Genomic DNA, 15833 nt, shown 5'->3' with positions numbered 1-15833 from the left:
ACGGCCCTGGAACCGGGCCCGATGCGCGAACGGCGCGAGCCCGGCGGTTCTCCCAAATCAAAACTGGCAAAGCGGAGGGGGAGAGTCAAACGGGATATCCCGCAGCGCTAAAATTTCATCGAACGGGCATGCAGCATGAAATTCCATGTTGCGCAGCATTCCTCGCCGCATCGCACAATTCGATTGTCAGGAAGCCTGTTTTTGCGGATACTCCCCGGCATCAAAAAAGAAACAGGAACACGGGGATGAGGAGACCCTAATGGCCAAGAACGACGGTCAGATCGTCATCAAGAAATACGCCAACCGCCGCCTCTACAATACGGGCACGAGCACCTATGTGACGCTCGACGATCTCGCAGTCATGGTGAAGAAGGGCGAGGACTTCACCGTGCAGGATGCGAAATCGGGCGACGACATCACCCATTCGGTGCTGACGCAGATCATCTTCGAGCAGGAATCCAAGACCGGCAACACGCTCCTGCCGATCTCCTTCCTGCGCCAGCTGATTTCCTACTACGGCGATCAGATGCAGATGGTGGTGCCGAGCTATCTCGAACACTCCATGCAGGCCTTCACCGAGCAGCATTCGCAGATGCGCGAGCAGATCAACAAGGCGCTGGGCGATACGCCGCTTGCCAAGAACCTGCAGGTGCCGATGGCGCTGATCGAGGAAACGACGCGGCGCAACACCGAACTGTTCCAGCAGGCGATGAAGATGTTCGCCCCCTTCGCCAATGCCACGCCGCCGAAGGAAACCCGCAAGGCCGAGCCCAAGGATCTCGACGAGCTGAAGGAACAACTGCGCGCGCTGCAGACCAAGCTCGACAACCTGAGCTGAGACCAGAAACGGCGCGGGGCCTCCCCGCGCCTTGTCAGAGCCCGATCGAGAGATCCCGGCCCGCCGTGCGGATCGAGACCGCAAAGCCCGCGATGACGTCGATGAAGCAGATGGTCATCAGGATGAAGAAGATCTGCGTGGCCGCCCCCTGCACCAGCAGGAACTCGACGAGAGACGCCACGAACAGCACCATCGACAGCATGTGATCGAAGAGCGCGCGCGAGCCCGGCCGCGTGGCCTTCAGGATTTCCACGAAGAGCAGCACGAGCGCGATGAAGATGAGCAGGTCGCCGAAGGCCATCGTCCAGGTCGTGCCGGACAGCATGTTGACCGCCAGAACCTCGCTGTCGAGCACGGCGGTGCCACCATCACCGAACAGCCCGGTCATGGCGAGATTGTAGAGAGCGAACGGGATGATCAGAAGCGGGATGGCAAAAAGCATGGGTAGCGCTCTCCTCTGGCCGCTCTCGCACGAGCAGCCCTTCCGGCCCTCTTAGCCGAAGATTCGGCACAAGAAAATGTCGTGTCGATGGGACCGGCAAAAATGGCGCAAAAGAAAAGGGCCGGTCGAACCGGCCCCTGATCTCAGCTGATGCCGAAAACGCAGATTATGCGCTTTCCTTCGGCGTCAGGACCTGGCGACCGCGGTACATGCCGGTCTTCAGGTCGATGTGGTGCGGACGGCGCAGTTCGCCCGAGTTCTTGTCTTCGATGTAGGTCGAACCCTTCAGAGCGTCTGCGGAACGGCGCATACCGCGCTTGGACGGGCTCGTTTTTCTTTTTGGTACAGCCATTTCACTAACTCCACTTATCGGGCAAACACATCCGCAGGCCACCGAATGGCTGACAAAGACATGTCTTTATTTCGGAAATTTGGCGGGCTTATACATGGCAAAACGCCGCTTGACCAGTCCCTGACCCGAATTTTTCGATTCCGTCGGTCAGGCTTCGTCTTCCGGCACGATCCAGGTCTCGGCGCGCGCGGCCCGCTCCCATTCCTGCCAGGCCGGATGCGCCTTCATGCGCGCCATGTAGGCCAGTACGGTTTCCTCCTTCGTGAGGCAATAGGCTTCGAAGCGATTGACGACCGGCGCATACATGGCATCGGCCGCCGAAAACGCACCGAACAGGAACGGGCCACCGGAGCGTGCCAGTGCCGTCTTCCAGATCGTTTCGATGCGCGCGACGTCGTTTCTCACGCCATCGGACAGGTCGACCGCGCCGGGCTCGCGGCGGATGTTCATCGGGCAGGTATTGCGCAGCGCGTGGAAGCCGGAGAGTATTTCCATCGAGATCGCCCGTGCCTCGGCGCGGGCCGCCACGTCTTCGGGCCAGATGCCCTTGTCGGGAAAAAGCTCGGCGGCATATTCGATGATGGCGAGCGATTCCCACACCCGCACGGCGCCATGATACAGCACCGGCACCTTGCCCGTCGGAGAGACTTTTCGAATTTCCGGATTGCCCGCGGCGAAATCGAAGGGGATCACCTTGTCCGTGAAGGGCACGCCGGCCGCTGCCAGCGCAATCCAGGGCCGGAAGGACCAGGAGGAATAGTTCTTGTTGCCGACATAGAGGATGAGGTCTGACATTGCGTGCTCCTTGCAGGCGCCGAATCCTATGGGCTCAGGCCGGCAAACGCCAATGAAAAGCCCTGACGTCACTCATAAAGGCATTTGATATATTCGCCCGACCGGCTCGCCCGCCGCTCGATCAGCCGCGCCAACCGTTGCAGGCCGCGTCCCGGCTTGCCGGCATTGCGCTCGAAGGGATTGGGCAGCGAGACCGCGAGAAGGGCTGCCTGCCGGCGCGAGAGTTTGGCGGCCGGGACCCCGAAATGATGCTGTGCCGCCGCCTCGACGCCGTAGATGCCCGGCCCCCATTCGGCGATGTTGAGATAGATCTCCATCAGCCGCCGCTTGCTCCAGACGAAATCCGAAACGACGGCGAGCGGCAGTTCCATCACCTTGCGCAGGAAGGAGCGGCCGTTCCACAGGAACAGGTTTTTTGCGGTCTGCATGGGGATGGTGCTGGCACCGCGCGTCTGCTCGCCGGCCAGCGCCTCGTTCACCACCGCCCGCATCTCGCCCCAGTCGACGCCGGCATGGCGACAGAACTGCCCGTCCTCCGACATCATCACCGCCTGCACGAGATTGGGTGAAATCGCGTCGAACTCCACCCATTGCCGGTCGTAGCCGCGCAGCAGCACGAGATCGCTCAGCATGAGGGTCGAAACCGGACGGACGAACTCGATCGTGTAGAGCAGGATCAGCACATAGGGCAGTGCAATAAAAGCCGCCACGGCAAGGACAATGCGTCGCCAGTGCCGGCGAAGGCGGGTCATCAAACCATCCCTGCCACCGGCATCTGCCTCCGAATTGACCGTGTCTGCCCGTGTTTCCGGTACGATGTCCAAATGCCGGCGCCCATCCTTGCGTCGTTGCGCTTTCATACCGTCACGGCTCGCCAAAAACCAGCGGCGTGCCGCGATTCTTTGCCGCCATCCCGGCATTCCCGTTGCCTAAGCCCGGAGCCCATGCCAAAGAGCGGCCATGAGCGAACGTTACCAGGAATTCCAATCCCTCCTGAAGAGCAATGCCGAAGCGGTGGAAGCGCTGCTCGCCGCACTGTTGTCGAGCACCGTGCAGGCGGACGAAATCGCCCGCCCCGAACGGCTTCTCGCTGCCATGCGCCACGGCGTGCTGAACGGCGGCAAGCGCCTGCGCCCCTTCCTCGTCATCGAATCCGCCGCCCTCTTCCCGAATGTCGAGCGCGAGACGGCGCTGCGGATTGGCGCGGCGCTCGAATGCATCCACTGTTATTCGCTCGTGCATGACGACCTGCCGGCCATGGACGACGACGACCTGCGCCGCGGCCAGCCGACCGTGCACATCGCTTTCGACGAGGCAGCCGCCATCCTTGCCGGCGACAGCCTGCTGACACTTGCCTTCGACATCGTTGCCGCGCCCGAAACCCGCCTGCCCGACGCCACCAAGACGGCCCTTGTGCTGGCGCTCGCCCGCGCCGCCGGCATTGGCGGCATGGCCGGTGGCCAGGCGCTCGATCTTGCGGCGGAAAAACAGGCGCCGGACGAAGACGGCATCGTCACGCTGCAGGCCATGAAGACCGGCGCGCTCCTGCGCTTTGCCTGCGAGGCCGGGGCGATCATCGCAGGCGCCTCAAATGATGAGCGGGCGACGCTGCGCCGCTACGGCGAAACGGTCGGCCTCGCCTTCCAGATCGCCGACGATCTGCTGGATCTCACCGCGGATGCGCAGACCATGGGCAAGGCGACCGGCAAGGATGCCGACCGCGGCAAGGCGACGCTCGTTTCGCGCCGTGGCCAGGCCTGGGCGGAAAGCCGTCTTCAGGAGCTTGTGAAGGAGGCCGAGGCGCTTCTTGCGCCGTTCAGCCATCGGGCCGGGATTCTCATCGAAACCGCCCATTTCATCGCCAATCGCAGGAACTGACCTCATGAGCAAATTCTGGTCGCCGATCGTCGCCACGCTCAAGCCCTATGTCGCGGGCGAGCAGCCGCGCATTCAAAACCTCACCAAGCTCAACACCAACGAAAACCCCTATGGCCCCTCGCCCAAGGCGATCGCCGCCATGCAGGCCGCCGTCGCCGACAGCCTGAAGCTCTACCCGGACCCGTCGGCCCTGGCGCTGCGCCAGTCGATCGCCCGCTTCTACGGTGTGGAGGCGGACGAGGTCTTCGTCGGAAACGGCTCGGACGAGGTGCTGGCGCACGCTTTCATGGCGCTTCTCAACCACGAGCAGCCGCTGCTCTATCCGGATATTACCTACAGCTTCTACCCGACCTATTGCCGCCTGTTCGGCATCGAGGCGATAGAGATCCCGCTGAGGGACGATTTCACCATCGATCTGGCGGATTACGCCCGCCCCGCCGGCGCCATCATCCTGCCGAACCCGAACGCCCCAACAGGCATCGGCCTGCCGCTGGCGGCGATCGAAAAGCTCGTCGCGGAACACCCGGACCAGCCGGTCGTGGTCGACGAGGCCTATATCGATTTCGGCGGCGAGAGCGCCATCCCGCTAACCAGGAAGTACGACAACCTGCTCGTCGTGCACACGCTGTCGAAATCCCGCTCGCTGGCCGGCCTGCGCGTCGGCTACGCCATCGGCCAGCGCCCGCTGATCGATGCGCTGGAGCGCGTCAAGGACAGTTTCAACTCCTACCCGCTCGACCGCGTTGCCCAGGCCGGCGCCGCCGCCGCCGTGGACGACCGCGCCTGGTTCGACGAGACCCGGGGCAAGGTCATCGAGACACGCGAACGCGTCACCGGCGCGCTTCGCCAGCGCGGCTTCGAGGTCCTGCCCTCGCAGGCCAACTTCGTCTTCGCCCGCCACCCGGCCTTGAGCGGCGAAGCCCTCGCCAAGGGCCTGCGCGACCGCGCCGTGCTGGTGCGCCACTTCGCCAAGCCCCGCATCTCGGACTTTTTGCGCATCACCATCGGCACGCCGGAGGAATGCGACCGGCTGATCGCCGCGGTCGAAGAGATCGTCTGAGGGTTCGACCAGGGCGGCGACAGCCCCCTCATCCGCCTGCCGGCACCTTCTCCCCGCTGGGGAGAAGGGGACAAGGCCTCCTTTTCATCCTCTCGATGGCGCGTTCAACAACACACCGCACCTCCCCTTCTCCCCAGCGGGGAGAAGGTGGCCCGAAGGGCCGGATGAGGGGGATGCGCCGACCTTCCCGACCGACAGTGACATGCGGTGCAATTCTCCAGCTAGGAGCGGAAAACACGATCGGCTATCGTCCACCGACATCCACCGGTGAACCATGACCGACATCACGCCCTACCTGCCGCAACTCGCCGTCGCCTGGACCGCTTATTTCATCGCGACAGCCTCGCCGGGACCGGCGATCATCGCCATCATCGCAACCTCGATCAGCCAGGGCCGCCGCGCCGGGCTGGCGCTTGCCTCGGGCGTGCTGACCGGCTCCTACATCTGGGCGATCCTCACGGCGTCGGGCCTTTCCGCCCTCATCCGTACCTACGGCCAGGCGATCATCGTGCTGAAGATCGTCGGCGGCTGCTACCTGCTGTGGCTCGCCTGGAACGCCTACAGGGCGGCTCGCAAGAGCGAGGAAGTCTATCGCGCGCAGATGGCGGCGATGCCGCCGCTGTCGCCGCGCCGACAGTATCTCAAGGGCCTCGGCATCCACATCACCAATCCGAAGGCGATCTTCAACTGGATCATGCTGACATCGCTCGGCATGCCGCCGGGCGCGCCGGGCGGTGTGATGATCACCTTCATCGCCGGCTGCATGGTGATGGGTGTCTGCGTCTTCCTCGGCTTCGCGCTGGTCTTCTCGCTCGGCCCCGTGCACCGGGCCTATCTCAAGTCGCGTCGCGCCATTGAAGGCGTCATGGCCGCCTTCTTCGCTTTTGCAGGCTTCAAGCTTTTGACAACGCGGCTGTGAGCCTGAGCCGCGCCAGGAAAAGTGTGAAGCGGTTTTCCGTCCGCGTGGCGCCTGAGAAAGCTTACTCGGCCGCCGCCTGGCCCTGCCCGTAGCGCTTCTCGATATAGTCGTTGACCAGCGTCTCGAATTCGCCGGCGATATTGGTACCGCGCAGCGTCATCGCCTTCTTGCCGTCGACATAGATCGGCGCGATCGGCAGTTCGCCGGTGCCGGGCAGCGAGATGCCGATATCGGCATGTTTGCTTTCGCCCGGCCCGTTAACGATGCAGCCCATGACCGCGACCTTGAGACCCTCGACACCCGGATATTTTTCACGCCAGACCGGCATGTTCTTGCGAATGTCGTCCTGGATTTTCTGCGCCAGTTCCTGGAACACCGTCGAGGTCGTGCGCCCGCAGCCCGGACAGGCGGCCACCACCGGAATGAACTGCCGAAAACCCATGACCTGCAGCAATTCCTGCGCCACCTGCACCTCGCGGGTGCGGTCGCCGCCGGGCTCCGGCGTCAGCGAAATGCGGATCGTGTCGCCGATGCCCTGCTGCAAGAGAATGCCGAGCGAGGCCGACGAGGCGACGATGCCCTTGGTACCCATGCCGGCTTCCGTCAGTCCGAGATGCAGCGCATGGTCGGAGCGGGAAGACAGCATCGCATAGACGGCGATGAGATCCTGCACGTTGGAGACCTTGGCCGACAGGATGATGTGGTCGCGCGGCAGGCCGATTTCTTCCGCCAGATCCGCCGAGAGCAGCGCCGACTGGCAGATCGCCTCGCGCATCACCTGCTGGGCCGTCAGCGGAAAACCCTTGGCCTGGTTTTCGTCCATCAGCCGCGTCAAAAGCTCCTGGTCGAGCGAGCCCCAGTTGACGCCAATGCGCACCGGCTTGTTGTGGCGGATCGCCGTCTCGACGATTGCCGAAAACTGCCGGTCCTTCTTTTCCTTGAAGCCGACATTGCCCGGATTGATGCGGTACTTCGCCAGCGCCTCGGCGCAGGCCGGGTGATCGGCGAGCAGCTTGTGGCCGATATAGTGGAAGTCACCGACAAGCGGTATGTCGAGGCCAAGACGCAGCAGGCGCTCGCGGATCTTCGGCACCGCCGCCGCACTCTCGTCGCGGTCGACCGTGATGCGCACGATCTCCGAACCCGCGCGATGGAGGGCCGCGACCTGGGCGACCGTTCCGTCGATATCAGCGGTATCCGTATTGGTCATCGACTGCACGACGACCGGCGCACCGCCGCCGACCAGCACGCCGCCGACATCGACCCCGACGGACTGGCGCCGCGGCTTCGGTTCAAAGTCGAAGGAAAAGGACATAATGGAGCCTCTTGCTCGAAAAGCGGCTGCACGCGAGCCTTGGCGCGCGGCCTTTTCCCTCAGGTGGATCAGGAAACCGGGCTTGTCAACTGCAAGCGCCAGAGCATTTCCGCTTTTCTGCGAGAAGCGAAAACGCCCTATCTCTTTGTTTTTACGAAATTCCGGACGCAAAACCGCTGCGCACTTTTGCTGGAATTGCTTTGGGACACGCGACGATTTGATCGCCGCGCGTCGTTTTGCCGTCAGCGGTGATCGTGCACATCCGCATGCACCGCATGGTGCGACAGCAGCAGCACGACGATGAACAGCACCGGCAGCAGCGCGAAGATGATGGCAAAGCCAGTATGCTCGGCAATGAAGCCGATGATCGACGGTGCAAACAGCGAGCCGGAATAGCCCATGACGGTCGCGACCGACAGCGCCACGCCCTGCGCGAAACCGGGCAGGTTGCCGGCGGCGGAAAAGGCGATCGGCACCATGTTGGAAATCCCGACGCCGCAGATCGCAAAGCCGATCACCGCGATATAGGCGTTCGGCGCCAGGCCGGCGGTGACCATGCCGATCATCGCCATGACGGTGCAGAAGCGCAGCGTCTTCACTGCGCCGAAGCGGTCGCGCACATGGTCGCCGGCAAAGCGCATGACGGCCATCGTCAGTGAGAACGCACCGAAGGCGAAGCCCGAGAGCGCCAGCGACGCACCAAGCTCGTCGCGCATATAGAGCGCACCCCAGTCGAGGATCGCGCCCTCGGGCGCCATGGAGAACAGCGCCATGAGGCCGATCAGCCAGGGCAGCAGCGTCATCGGCAGGCGCACCTTCTGGCGCTCCTCGTTCGGATGCGGCGCATCGTGCAGGACAAAGGGCCAGATGAACACGAGTGCGACGGCACCGACCACGGTGAGCAGTCCCGCATGGCCCATCACACCGAGCCGCTCGATCAGGAAACCGCCGGTCGTGGCCCCGATGAAGGCGCCGAGACTCCAGAAGGCATGGCAGGACGACATGATGGCGCGCCGCATGGATTTCTCCACTTCGACTGCATTGCCGTTCATGGCGACGTCCATCGCGCCCATCAGCCCGCCGAAGAACAAGATGGCGACGGCACCGACCGGGATATTCGGCGCGATGGAGAGCAGCAGCATCGTCGAGAGGAAGAGGATCGTCGCGCCCTTCACCGTGCGCGTCGTGCCGTAGTGGGCGATCAGGATGCCGGCGATCGGCATCAGCACCAGCGAGCCGATGCCGAAGCACATGATCATCAGGCCGAGCCCGGATTCGGAAAGGTCGAGACGGCTTGCGAATTCTGGGATTTTTGGCGCCCAGGCGCCGGCAAAGGTGCCGTTCAGCAGGAAGAGGCCGGAGACGGCAAGCCGTGTCGGCGGGAAATAGGTCTTGGCGATGGATTTGCCGGCAAGGGCATTGTCGGAGGTCGTCATGGGAGATCCGTTTACAAAGGAATCGCGAGGTTCGGAGCCTACCTGGCGCGGATGATCTGGATACCGGCCGCCGCGAGCCGGTCGGCCTCGGCGTCATCCGCGTCCGCCTCGAGCACGGCGCGCGTCACCTGGGAAAGCGGCACGACCGAATAGGGAGCGGCGGCGGAAAGCTTGTCGTTCAGGACAGCGACCAGCACGGATTTGCTCAGCGAGATGATGAGGCGCTTCAGCTCCGCATCCTCGAAACTGAAAGCGGTGACGCCGGCATCCGGGTCGATGCCGCAGACGCCGAGCACCGGGATATCCGGTCGGAACGCCTCCGCATCGCGCATCGCCTTCGCGCCGACCGCGCCACCGGCGCGCGGATCGATCAATCCTCCCAGCTGGATCGTTGCGATATCGCGTTCGAGAACGGCCGTCGCGATCGCCGGCGCGTTGGTGATGACCGTGAGATCGCGGCCCGCCGGCAGAGCGCGGGCGAGCGCCAGGTTGGTGCTGCCGGAATCGAGGAAGATCGTGCTGCCGGCCGGGATCAGCTCGGCCGCGGTGCGCCCCAGCGCCGCCTTGCGGTCGCCGCTGACGGCGATACGCTCGTTCATCGAAGTGGTCGACTGCAAAACCCGGAGCGCGCCGCCATAGACACGGCGGCAAAGCCCCAGCGCCGCCATCTCGCGCAGATCGCGCCGGATCGTGTCTTCCGACACACCCAGCTCCTGCGCAAGCTCCGCCGCGATCACCCGGCCCGAGACGTCGAGCCGTGCGCGGATCAGATCCTGCCGTTCTCCCAGAAGAAGGTCGTGTATGGACATCGTCGACACCAAATCGTGCATGATTGAGTGACAATGCGCATGAACCGGCAAAAACGTCAAGAAACGCGAAGATCACGTTTGATTGCCGAACGACATTGAGGACATGTCTGCAAACGCCGAGGCCCCAAACAAAAACCCCGCCGTCTCCGGCGGGGTTCGTGTTGATCAGCCATACGGCTCCTGGCGTTACTCGCGGTTGCCGAGGAAACGCAGCAGGAACAGGAAGAGGTTGATGAAGTCGAGGTAGAGCGTCAGCGCGCCCATGATGGCCTTGCGGCCGGCCACGGCGGCGTCGTCGGCTTCAAAATACATTTCCTTGATCTTCTGCGTATCCCAGGCCGTCAGGCCTGCGAAGACCAGCACGCCGATCGCGGAGATCGCGAAGTCGAGCGCCGAGGACTGCAGGAACAGGTTGACGAGCGAGGCGATGATCAGGCCGAACAGGCCCATCACCAGGAACGAGCCCATCGCGGACAGGTCCCGCTTCGTCGTGTAGCCGAACAGCGACAGTGAGCCGAAGGCGGCGGCGGTGACGAAGAAGGTCTGCGCGATGCTGGCGCCGGTATAGACCAGGAAGATCGACGACAGCGACAGGCCCATCAGGCCGGCATAGACCCAGAAGGTCGCCTGCGCGGCGGCAACGCTCATCGTGTGGATGCGGAAGCTCAGGAAGAAGACCAGCGCCAGCGGGGCGAGCATGACGACCCACTTCAGCGGGCTCACATAGATCGCCTGACCGAATGCGGTCAGCTGGCCATCGGCGAAGGCGGCCTGCGAGGCGAAATACGCCACGAGACCGGTGATCGCGAGACCGAAGGCCATCAGGTTGTAGACCCGGAGCATGTAGGTGCGCAGGCCCTGGTCGATGACGGCACCGGCCTGAGCGCCGGTATTCGCCGTTCGGGTCTGGTAGTTGCGAAGATCAGCCATGTTTTCCTCTCATAAAGCCCCTTGGAATAGACGGTGTCGGGCTCCCGCGTATTCGCTCCGATCGTTCGGCGCGCTTGCGGGGTCCAGGCAACCGCTGCGGGGCTCCAGCTTGCCTGTGGTAAATATGCGCATGAATTGTGTCTCGCACAAGACCCGCGACCCTTGCGCGAGCCACGGGCCTTGCAATTTCAAAGCTCTCGCAGCACCGGCGCCGCCTTCTGTCCCAGAATACGCCAGGTCCCGGCAAGGCCGATACCCACCGTCATGACGAGCGCCGTCACCACGGTCATCACCGCGACATCCGGCAGGAAGCTCGAAGGCAGCGTCATGATCCGGCTCACCACGAACCAGGCCGCGACACCCCCGGCAAACAGCGCGAAGATCGCGGTGGCCAGCCCCAGCATCAGATATTCGTAACTGAAGGCGCGGATCAGCGTGGCGCGTGTGGCGCCGAGCGTCTTCAGCACGACCGCATCGTGCACGCGCGCCCGGTTGCCCGCGGCAAGCGCGCCGGCCAGCACGAGGATCGAGGCGATCAGCGCCACGGCGGCCGCGGCACGGATCGCCGTCGCCAGCTGGCCGACCAGCTCGTTGACCACGTCGAGCGCATCCTTGACGCGCACGCTGGTGACGGTCGGATAGGCGTTGGTGACCGCCTTCAGCGTCGCCGCCTCCTGCTCCGCCGTCGCCGACGGGTCGATCACCGTTGCCAGCCACGCATGCGGCGCGCCGGCAAAGGTGTTCGGCGAAAAGACCATGACGAAGTTGATCGACAGCGATTCCCACTCGACATTGCGGAAGTTGGCGATGCGCGCCGTCATGTTGCGGCCGAGTACGCTGACGGTCACGGTATCGCCGATCTTGAGGCCGAGCTCGCGACCCTCCTCCGCGGCAAACGAGACGAGCGGCTCGCCGGAATAGTCCTCCGGCCACCAGTCACCCTCGGCGAGCGTCGAATTTTCCGGCGTGCGCTTGGCATAGGTGATGCCGCGATCGCCGCGCAGCACCCACTGGCCTTCCGGTGGCACCTTGACCTTGGCCACGTCGACGCCGTTCAGCTCCATAACGCGGCCGCGCAGCATCGGCACCTCGATGATCTTGCCATCGGGCATGTTGGACTGCAGCACCTGCCGGAACCCGTCGAGTTCGCTGCCCTGGATATCGACGAAGAAGAAGTTCGGCGCCCGCTCCGGCAGGTTGCCGGTGAGTTCGCGGCGCAGGTTCCCGTCGATCAGCGTCAGCGTGACCAGCAGCGCAAGCCCAAGCCCGAGCGACAGCACGACGGAGGAGGTGAGCGCCCCCGGCCGGTGGATGTTGCCGATGGCGAGGCGCAGCGACGGCGAATTGACCCGCGGACTGCGCTTGGCCAGCGCCGTGATCAGCATGGCGACGACACGCAGCACCACGAAGGCAAAGGCGATGGCGCCGAGGAAGACCAGCGCGATGTAGCGGTCATAGGCGGTAAAGATCGCCAGCCCCGCCAATGCGGCAAGAAAGACCGCCGCCCCCAGCACATAGGGCCAGCTCGGCAGCCGGCCGGCTTCAAAACCCTGTTCGCGGAACAGTGCCGTCGCCGGCACCTCACGGGCATGGCCAAGCGGCATGATCGCGAAGGCGAGCGCCGTCAGCAGGCCGAAGACGGCGGCGATCAGCAGGGCGGACGGATAGAGCGTCGCCTCCGCCGGCACCGGCAGCACGCCTTCGAGGAACTGCATGGCCACCATGGGCATCAGCGCCCCGGCGACAAGGCCGATCAGGATGCCCACGGCCGCAATCAGCGCGATCTGCGTCAGGTAGATCAGCGCCACCAGCGAGGCCGGCGCACCGAGGCACTTGAAGGTCGCGATGACCGAGCGCTTGGAATCGAGATAGGCCCGCACGGCATTCGCCACGCCGACGCCGCCGACGATCAGCGCCGTCAGGCCGACCAGCGTCAGGAATTGCGAGAAGCGGGTGATGTTGGTGGTCAGCGAGGGTGCGGCGCTGTTGGCGGTGCGGACCGACCAGCCGGCCTTCGGGAAGGCCTTGTTGGCATCGGCCCGGACCTTTGCGAGCGACACGTCCTGATCGGCAAGCCGGACGCGATAGGCATTTTCCACCAGGCTGCCGGTCTGTACGAGGCCGCTTGCCTGCAAGGCAGCTTCCGACAGCATCAGGCGCGGCGCGAAGCCAAAACCTTCCGACACCGCATCGGGCTCGCGCACCAGCGTGCCCGTCACCTTGAGCTTCGCCGTGCCGAGCAGGATCTCGTCGCCGACGGCAATGCCCAGCCGGTCCAGCAGCAAGGGCGCCACCACGGCGCCAAAGGCCTCGCCCTGCTTGGCAAACAGCTGGCTCGCCGGCTGTTGCGGCAAGGTTTCCAACGCGCCGTAGAGCGGATAGGCACCATCGACGCCCTTCGCCTCCACCAGCGTCTGGTCGGAGCCATCAGGCAGGCGCGCCATGGAACGCAGCCCGGTGGACAGCGACACATCGCCAAGGCTTTGGAAATGCTTCAGTTCTTCCGGCGTCGCAAAGCGGTTGTTGAACTCGAAACGCACATCGCCGGCCAGCAGCGTCTGCCCCTGCGAGGCGATCGCCTGCGTGATGGCGCTCGATACGGAATTGACGCCCGCAATCGCCGCCGTTCCAAGCGCGATGCAGGCGAGGAAAATGTAAAACCCCTTCAGGCCACCGCGCATTTCGCGCAGCGCCAGACGGATAGCCAGCGGAAACTGCCGAAGGATCGAGCCGACCCTCATGCCGGCACCGCCTCTGCAAGCGTGGCCCTGAGAGGTGCGGCACCGGACACGATCTCGCCGGAACGCATGGCAACCTGTCGGCTGCACCGGGCGGCGAGCGACGGATCATGCGTTACCAGCACCAGCGTCGTGCCGCGCTCGGCCTGCTTGGCAAACAGCAGGTCGGCGATCTGCCGGCCGGTCTCGGTGTCGAGATTGCCCGTCGGCTCGTCGGCGATCAGCAGTTTCGGCGCCGGCGCCAGCGCGCGCGCAATCGCCACGCGCTGCTGCTCGCCACCGGAAAGCTGGCCGGGATAGTGCGACAGGCGCTCGCCGAGCCCGACCGCCGTCAGTTCGCGCCGGGCGATCTCGAAGGCATCGCGCACATTGGCAAGCTCCAGCGGCACCGCGACGTTTTCCAGCGCCGTCATGTTGGGAATGAGGTGGAAGGACTGGAAGACGATGCCGATGTTGCGGCCGCGAAAATCCGCCACCTGATCCTCGCTCATGCCATGCAGGCCGGCGCCGTCAATGTGGATTTCACCGCTGTCGAGCCGTTCGAGACCGGCCAGCACCATCAACAATGTCGACTTGCCGGACCCCGACGGTCCGACGATGCCGACCGATTCGCCCGCATCGATCGACAGGCCTATCCCCTTCAGCACATGCACGGAGGCGGCAGCCCTCCCGAGGGTGAGATCGGCATTTTTAAGATCGATGATGGTTTTGGCCAAGGAATTCTGCCCTATATGTTGTTGGAACAACTGGAATGCCAGCAATCTAGGATCAGCACTATGTCGTTTAAAGCGGCGCTTTCGATTTTCGCCTCACTTGCAATCACAGCTTTGTTATCCGCCGGCAACGCTCTGGCCGAGCCGGTCAAGCTCGTCGGCTTCGGCGACAGCCTGATGGCCGGCTACCAGCTTCCCGCATCGGATGCCTTTCCGGTCAAGCTGGAGGCGGCGCTGCGCGAAAAGGGTTTTGCGGTCGAGGTCACCAATGCCGGCGTGTCCGGCGACACCACGTCGGGCGGTCTTGCCCGTCTCGACTGGTCGATCCCGGACGGCACGAAGGGCGTCATCCTCGAACTCGGCGCCAATGATGCGCTGCGCGGCATTCCGCCGGAACAGACGGAAAAGAACCTCGATGCCATGCTGACCCGCCTGAAGGAGCGCGGCATCGCCGTGCTGCTCGCCGGCATGATCGCGCCCCCGAACATGGGTCCGGAATACGGCGAACGTTTCAACGGCATCTACCAGCGCATGGCGGACAAACACGGCGTGGCGCTCTATCCGTTCTTCCTCGACGGCGTCGTCACCAAGGCAGACCTCCAGCTCGAGGACGGCATGCACCCCAACACGCAGGGCGTCGACGTCATGGTGAAGACCATACTTCCGGCCGCGGAAACCTTCCTCAAGTCGATCACGGCAGGGGAGTAGTTTTCGCGGGTGCGAAATAAGGGTTGCGCAAAAAGCGGTTGCGTGATTCGCTGACAGCACATTCCAGTGTGGAGAGGTCGCCATGCCGAGACTTTTCATCGCCCTCGAAGTGCCGCGCAACGCGGCCATGAGCCTCTCGTTACTGAGAGGTGGCCTCCCCGGAGCCCGCTGGATAGACGTCGAGAACTTTCACATCACCTTACGCTTCATCGGCGATATCGACGGCCGCACCGCCGACGAGGTGGTCGACAAGCTCGACCGCATCGAGCGCCCTGAATTCCAGCTGGGCCTGTCCGGCATCGGCTCCTTCGGCTCGAAGAAACCCCATTCCGTCTTCGCCGGCGTCACCCAGGCCCCGGAAATGTACGCCCTCCAGGCGGAAATCGAGCGCATCTGCCAGCGCCTCGGCCTGCCCGCCGACCCGCGCAAATTCACCCCCCACGTCACCCTCGCGCGCCTGCGCAACGCCCGCCCCGAAGACGTCGCCCACTACCTCTCCGGCCGCGGCAACTTCTACACCAACACCTTCACCGTGAACCGCTTCGTGCTGATGTCCTCCAAGGAATCAGTCGGCGGCGGCCCCTATGTCACCGAAGAGGTCTTCCCGCTCTACGAATCGGGCGGAAGCTGGGACGGCGCGGACCTGCACGACCATCCGGTTTGACGGTCCTCGAAGAAAGCGTCAGGGCTACATTTCCGCCAGCGCGATCCGAGTCGAAAAATCCTGCATGAGATGACGCTCGCCGGGCGGCAATACAGTGATGTGCTCAAGCGCGGCCTGCACCTCTGATGTCATGGCCTGAGTGTTGCGCTCACTGCCGCCGCCCGCCGGGCTATACCATTAACAACGACGTCGCGATTGAAGGCCGAGAGGCCAATGTCACGCTCTTAAACGCGCCA

The 15833-nt window shown here is 64.1% G+C and carries 16 protein-coding genes; 6 read left to right on the top strand and 10 right to left on the bottom strand.

The features are described 5' to 3' along the window. The first annotated feature begins 259 nt into the window (after positions 1–259). Positions 260–838 (top strand): polyhydroxyalkanoate synthesis repressor PhaR, encoded by a 579-nt coding sequence (gene phaR / locus BSY16_RS16780; RefSeq protein ID WP_069060724.1) that lies wholly within the window; start codon positions 260–262, stop codon positions 836–838. Positions 839–872: 34 nt separating this feature from the next. Here phaR and BSY16_RS16775 read toward each other — a convergent pair whose 3' ends face one another. From BSY16_RS16775 to mtgA, 4 genes are all read right to left on the bottom strand, one after another. Further along, complete coding sequence (locus BSY16_RS16775) at positions 873–1280, bottom strand: hypothetical protein (protein ID WP_069060723.1); 408 nt, start codon at positions 1278–1280, stop codon at positions 873–875. A 166-nt stretch (positions 1281–1446) separates the two neighbouring features. Next, a complete protein-coding gene (gene rpmF, locus BSY16_RS16770) occupies positions 1447–1632 on the bottom strand; it encodes a 50S ribosomal protein L32 (RefSeq protein ID WP_069060722.1) in 186 nt (61 codons plus the stop codon). A gap of 147 nt (positions 1633–1779) precedes the next feature. Beyond that, complete coding sequence (locus tag BSY16_RS16765) at positions 1780–2427, bottom strand: glutathione S-transferase family protein (protein ID WP_069060721.1); 648 nt, start codon at positions 2425–2427, stop codon at positions 1780–1782. Between the two features lie 68 nt (positions 2428–2495). Further along, entirely contained in the window at positions 2496–3179 is a 684-nt protein-coding gene (mtgA, locus tag BSY16_RS16760; RefSeq protein WP_150129983.1) for a monofunctional biosynthetic peptidoglycan transglycosylase, read from the bottom strand. Between the two features lie 208 nt (positions 3180–3387). Between mtgA and BSY16_RS16755 the strand changes: the two genes are divergently transcribed. The 3 genes from BSY16_RS16755 to BSY16_RS16745 all read left to right on the top strand — a co-directional run bounded on the left by BSY16_RS16755 (position 3388) and on the right by BSY16_RS16745 (position 6284). Then, the gene (locus BSY16_RS16755; RefSeq protein ID WP_069060719.1) at positions 3388–4305 is read left to right on the top strand and encodes a polyprenyl synthetase family protein; all 918 of its coding nucleotides are present in this window, start codon (positions 3388–3390) and stop codon (positions 4303–4305) included. A 4-nt stretch (positions 4306–4309) separates the two neighbouring features. Further along, entirely contained in the window at positions 4310–5365 is a 1056-nt protein-coding gene (hisC, locus tag BSY16_RS16750) for a histidinol-phosphate transaminase (protein ID WP_069060718.1), read from the top strand. A gap of 274 nt (positions 5366–5639) precedes the next feature. After that, positions 5640–6284, top strand: a complete 645-nt coding sequence (locus BSY16_RS16745) for a LysE family translocator (protein ID WP_069060717.1) — start codon at positions 5640–5642, stop codon at positions 6282–6284. 61 nt (positions 6285–6345) lie between these two features. Here the strand turns inward: BSY16_RS16745 and ispG are convergent, their stop codons facing one another. The 6 genes from ispG to BSY16_RS16715 all read right to left on the bottom strand — a co-directional run bounded on the left by ispG (position 6346) and on the right by BSY16_RS16715 (position 14228). Continuing rightward, the gene (ispG, locus tag BSY16_RS16740; RefSeq protein WP_069060716.1) at positions 6346–7599 is read right to left on the bottom strand and encodes a flavodoxin-dependent (E)-4-hydroxy-3-methylbut-2-enyl-diphosphate synthase; all 1254 of its coding nucleotides are present in this window, start codon (positions 7597–7599) and stop codon (positions 6346–6348) included. Between the two features lie 242 nt (positions 7600–7841). After that, entirely contained in the window at positions 7842–9035 is a 1194-nt protein-coding gene (locus tag BSY16_RS16735; protein ID WP_069060715.1) for an MFS transporter, read from the bottom strand. Positions 9036–9073: 38 nt separating this feature from the next. Beyond that, positions 9074–9838, bottom strand: a complete 765-nt coding sequence (locus BSY16_RS16730; protein ID WP_502696011.1) for a DeoR/GlpR family DNA-binding transcription regulator — start codon at positions 9836–9838, stop codon at positions 9074–9076. Between the two features lie 192 nt (positions 9839–10030). Continuing rightward, positions 10031–10774: a Bax inhibitor-1/YccA family protein gene (locus tag BSY16_RS16725; RefSeq protein ID WP_069060713.1), complete on the bottom strand. Its 744-nt coding sequence runs from the start codon at positions 10772–10774 to the stop codon at positions 10031–10033. Between the two features lie 188 nt (positions 10775–10962). Further along, entirely contained in the window at positions 10963–13515 is a 2553-nt protein-coding gene (locus tag BSY16_RS16720) for an ABC transporter permease (RefSeq protein WP_069060712.1), read from the bottom strand. Then, the gene (locus tag BSY16_RS16715) at positions 13512–14228 is read right to left on the bottom strand and encodes an ABC transporter ATP-binding protein (RefSeq protein WP_069060711.1); all 717 of its coding nucleotides are present in this window, start codon (positions 14226–14228) and stop codon (positions 13512–13514) included. Before BSY16_RS16715 ends, BSY16_RS16720 begins: the two co-directional genes overlap by 4 nt. 60 nt (positions 14229–14288) lie before the next feature. Between BSY16_RS16715 and BSY16_RS16710 the strand changes: the two genes are divergently transcribed. Next, complete coding sequence (locus BSY16_RS16710; protein ID WP_069060710.1) at positions 14289–14933, top strand: arylesterase; 645 nt, start codon at positions 14289–14291, stop codon at positions 14931–14933. 82 nt (positions 14934–15015) lie between these two features. Beyond that, on the top strand, positions 15016–15597 hold the full coding sequence (gene thpR, locus BSY16_RS16705; protein ID WP_069060709.1) for an RNA 2',3'-cyclic phosphodiesterase: 582 nt from the start codon (positions 15016–15018) through the stop codon (positions 15595–15597). Positions 15598–15833: the final 236 nt, after the last annotated feature.

Source organism: Sinorhizobium sp. RAC02 (assembly GCF_001713395.1).
Classification (GTDB): Bacteria; Pseudomonadota; Alphaproteobacteria; order Rhizobiales; family Rhizobiaceae; genus Shinella.
The sequence above is the reverse complement of the archived record's forward strand: the minus strand, read 5'-3'. Positions and strand labels throughout refer to the sequence as shown.

Bases quoted from the DNA above. Each gene is read 5' to 3' on its own strand.
- BSY16_RS16765 (WP_069060721.1), bottom strand. From the start codon at position 2,427: ATGTCAGACCTCATCCTCTATGTCGGCAACAAGAACTATTCCTCCTGG.
- BSY16_RS16725 (WP_069060713.1), bottom strand. From the start codon at position 10,774: ATGGCTGATCTTCGCAACTACCAGACCCGAACGGCGAATACCGGCGCT.
- BSY16_RS16745 (WP_069060717.1), top strand. From the start codon at position 5,640: ATGACCGACATCACGCCCTACCTGCCGCAACTCGCCGTCGCCTGGACC.
- BSY16_RS16710 (WP_069060710.1), top strand. From the start codon at position 14,289: ATGTCGTTTAAAGCGGCGCTTTCGATTTTCGCCTCACTTGCAATCACA.
- hisC (WP_069060718.1), top strand. From the start codon at position 4,310: ATGAGCAAATTCTGGTCGCCGATCGTCGCCACGCTCAAGCCCTATGTC.
- BSY16_RS16720 (WP_069060712.1), bottom strand. From the start codon at position 13,515: ATGAGGGTCGGCTCGATCCTTCGGCAGTTTCCGCTGGCTATCCGTCTG.
- BSY16_RS16775 (WP_069060723.1), bottom strand. From the start codon at position 1,280: ATGCTTTTTGCCATCCCGCTTCTGATCATCCCGTTCGCTCTCTACAAT.
- ispG (WP_069060716.1), bottom strand. From the start codon at position 7,599: ATGTCCTTTTCCTTCGACTTTGAACCGAAGCCGCGGCGCCAGTCCGTC.
- phaR (WP_069060724.1), top strand. From the start codon at position 260: ATGGCCAAGAACGACGGTCAGATCGTCATCAAGAAATACGCCAACCGC.
- thpR (WP_069060709.1), top strand. From the start codon at position 15,016: ATGCCGAGACTTTTCATCGCCCTCGAAGTGCCGCGCAACGCGGCCATG.
- rpmF (WP_069060722.1), bottom strand. From the start codon at position 1,632: ATGGCTGTACCAAAAAGAAAAACGAGCCCGTCCAAGCGCGGTATGCGC.
- BSY16_RS16755 (WP_069060719.1), top strand. From the start codon at position 3,388: ATGAGCGAACGTTACCAGGAATTCCAATCCCTCCTGAAGAGCAATGCC.
- mtgA (WP_150129983.1), bottom strand. From the start codon at position 3,179: ATGACCCGCCTTCGCCGGCACTGGCGACGCATTGTCCTTGCCGTGGCG.
- BSY16_RS16735 (WP_069060715.1), bottom strand. From the start codon at position 9,035: ATGACGACCTCCGACAATGCCCTTGCCGGCAAATCCATCGCCAAGACC.